The 3471-nt window shown below is 73.3% G+C and carries 2 protein-coding genes; both read right to left on the bottom strand.

From position 1 onward, the window contains the following. The coding region (locus tag EAO75_RS45220; RefSeq protein WP_261989733.1) for a condensation domain-containing protein at positions 1-729 on the bottom strand (729 nt) is incomplete at its 3' end. Next, positions 726-3471: AMP-binding protein (locus tag EAO75_RS45215; RefSeq protein ID WP_148000933.1), on the bottom strand; the 2746-nt coding region annotated here is incomplete at its 5' end. The genes EAO75_RS45220 and EAO75_RS45215, both read right to left, overlap by 4 nt.

Here is a 3471-nt window from a genome sequence, read left to right as displayed (position 1 = left end):
GGTGGAGCGCCAGTGGTCGAGGTGCTCGGCCAGCCGCTCGTCCGTCCAGGTGGTGCGCTGCCAGTGCGCGAAGTCGCCGTACTGGAGGGGAAGTTGCCCGAGGCCGGAGGGCTCGCCCGTGGCCGCCGCGCGGTAGAGGGCGGTCAGATCTCGGGACAGGGCGTTGAACGTCCCGCCGTCCCAGGCGATGTGATGAACGGTCAGGACGAGAGTGTGGTCCTGCTCCGCGCGCCGCATCAGCAGAGTGCGGATCGGGTGATCGGCGGCGAGGTCGAAGGGTGTCGCCGAGGCGGCACGGGCGAGCTCCGCCGCCCGGCTGTCCCGCTCCTCCTCCACCAGCCCGCTCAGGTCGGCGGTGGCGAACTCCACCTGCGCCCCTGCGTCGACGATCTGCTCCGGGGTGCCGTCGGCGGTGGCCGGACAGCGGGTCCGCAGAACCTCGTGCCGGTCGACCAGGCCCTGTAGGGCGGTGCGCAGGGCGGCCGGGTCGAGAGGGCCGCGCAGACGGATGGCCAGGCAGACGTTGTAGGCGGGGCTCGCCGGGTCGAGCTGCTGGAGCAGCCACATGCGGGACTGGGCGTACGACAGCGGCAGCCGTGCCGTGTCCGCGGGGCGCGGCGGGATCTGCTCGGAGCGGTCGGCGGTGTGGGCCAGCCCGGCGCTCTCCAGCCTGCGGCGCAGGAGTTCGCGCCGGCGTGCGGCGAGGTCGGCGGTGGGGGTCTCCGTCACTGGTCATCCCCTTTCAGGAGCCGTTCCAGGGACATGGTCCAGAGCCCGGCCAGCCGACGGATCTCCGGCTCGGCGAAGAGCCGCTGCGGCCACTGCCAGCACACCGAGAGCTCCGTCCCGGTGATCACCGCGTCGACGACGAGGGCGTAGGGCGCGGGCATGTCGGGGTCGGCGCCACTGCCCATGGCACCGGTCTCGGGCGCGCTGGTGAACACGGCGGTCTCGCGGCGCTCGCCCATCGTCATCCGGCCCAGGTAGTTGAACTGGATCTGCGGTTCCGGGAGTGGGGAGAGCCGCGCTGCCGTGTCCGGGGCGAGGTGACGGAGCAGGCCGTAGCCGATCCCCTTGTCGGGCACGGCGGCCAGCTGGTCGCCGATCCGGCGTACGTGGTCCGTGGCGCCGGGGTCGAGCCGGACCGGGAAGACGGTGGTGAACCAGCCGAGGGTGCTGGACAGGTCGGCGCCGGGGAGGAGGTGCTCCTCGCGGCCGTGGCCCTCCAAGGCGATCAGTACGGAGGGGTCGGGTGACACGGAGGTATCGGGTGCGCTTCGCCAGTCCGGTACGGCGAGTGCCAGCGCGGTCAGCAGCACCTCCTGGACGGACGCTGCGGTCAGGGGTGCGGTGATGTCCGGGCCCAGCGTGGTCCAGTGCCTGCGGATCGTGGCTCTGGTGTCCCGGGCGGGATCCAGCGGGCCGACGCCCAGGGGCTGCTCCGCTCGGTCCAGCATCCCCTTCCAGAACGCGAGTTCGCCCGCTCGGCCCGGCGCCAGATCCCGAAGCGCCTGTGCCCATGCGCGGAAGGAGGTGCCCACGGGCGACAGGTCCCTGCCTTCCCAGGCGGCGGCCAGGTCGGCGACCAGGACACCCCAGGACGCCGCGTCGGTCACCAGGTGGTGCAGCACGACCAGCAGTCGCCCCTCGCGGCCGCGGCCCGGGTCGAACCACAGGAACCGCGCCATCGCCCCGGCGGCCGGGTCCAGCTCGGCCACCAGCTCGGCCATCGCCTCCGGCACCAGCGTGCCGATCGCCGTGTGGTCCAGCCGCTCGGCGTCGATGCGCCGTACGCAGTCGACGGCGCGGGCCGAGCCCACGCGTGCGGCCTCGAAGCGCCAGGACCCGTCCTCGGCCCGGGCGAAGGTGGACCGCAGCAGGTCGTGCCGGTCCAGGACCGCCTGGACCGTGCGGTGCAGTCCGTCGAGGTCCATGCCGGGCGGGGTGCGCAGGAAGCGGGCCTGGCTGAGGGCACGGAAGGGGCCGCCCTGTTCGGTGAGCCAGGTCAGGATCGGGGTGAGGGGTATCGCGCCGGTTCCCGCGCCGGCGTCGGCCGCCCGGGGTACGGCGGTGTCCGCGCGTTCGGCCAGTTCGGCGATCGTGGGCCGCTCGAACACGTCACGCGGCGAGATCGCCAGCCCGGCCGCCCGCGCCTGGCTGACCAGCCGCATGGAGACGATGCTGTCGCCGCCGAGCGTGAAGAAGCTGTCGTGCACGCCGACCGTGTCCAGCCCGAGCACCTCGGCGAAGAGCGCGGCGAGCTTCTCCTCGACCGGGTTCCGGGGCGGCTGCGCGGCCGGGCCCGCGGAGCGTGAGGGCGCCGGGAGCGCGGCGGTGTCGAGCTTGCCGTTGAGGGTGAGCGGGAATCCGTCCACCGGGACGAAGGCCGACGGCACCATGTAGTCGGGCAGTACGGCGGCCGCGGCCCGGCGCAGCAGCTCCGCCGTCTCCTCGGCCGGGGGCGCGCAGAGGATGACGTAGGCGACGAGACGTCGTACGCCGGGCGTGTCCTCGCGGACGACGACCGCCGCCCGCTCGACGAGCGCATGCTCCAGCAGCACCGCCTCGATCTCGCCGGGTTCGATCCGGTAGCCCCTGATCTTGACCTGGTCGTCGACCCGGCCGAGGCATTCGACCAGGCCGTCGGCGGTCCAGCGGGCGATGTCGCCCGTGCGGTACATGCGGGCGCCGGGGTCGTCCGAGAAGGGGTCCGCGACGAAGCGGGATGCTGTGGCGGAAGGCCGGCCGAGATAGCCCCGGGCGAGGCCGGCGCCCGCGACGTACAGCTCGCCGTCGACGCCGACGGGTACCGGGTTGAGGTGCCCGTCGAGGATGTACAGGGTGCCGCCCGCCACGGGCCGGCCGATCGCGGGGCGCTCGGTGAGGGCGAGGTCGCAGTCCGCGGAGTCGACGGTGGCTTCCGTGGGGCCGTAGAGGTTGTGCGCGGCGAGTCCGTCGGTGTCGCGCAGAGTGCGCCACAGGTCCGGCGGTACGGCCTCTCCGCCGACGCCCAGTACCTTCAACTCGGCCTGCCAGTCGCCGCCTTGTGCGACCAGCTCGCCGAGCAGGGACGGGGACAGCTCGATGAACTCGATGCCGTGCCGGGTGAGGAAGTCCCGCAGGGCGGCGGGGTCCCGGCGGACGTCCTCGGGCACCATGTGCAGCTCGTGTCCGGCGAACATCCACAGCATGGGTTGCCAGGACGCGTCGAAGGCGATGGGCCAGGCGTGGCCGATCCTCAGCGGGCGTCCGCCCACCGCCGTGGAGGCCGGCTCGTGCAGGGCGGCGTTGTGGGCGGTGAAGAGGTTGGCTATGGCTCGCTGTGGGATGACGACGGCTTTGGGGCGGCCGGTGGAGCCGGAGGTGTAGATGACGTAGGCGGGGTGTTCGGGGAGCAGGGGGTTTTGGCGGTCGGCGTCGGTGAGGTTGGCCGTGGGCGTATTCGCGAGGCGTTGACGGGTGTCGGGGGCG

The sequence above is a fragment of the Streptomyces sp. UW30 genome, assembly GCF_008042075.1.
GTDB lineage: Bacteria > Actinomycetota > Actinomycetes > Streptomycetales > Streptomycetaceae > Streptomyces.
This window is presented reverse-complemented; position numbering and strand designations above follow the sequence as displayed.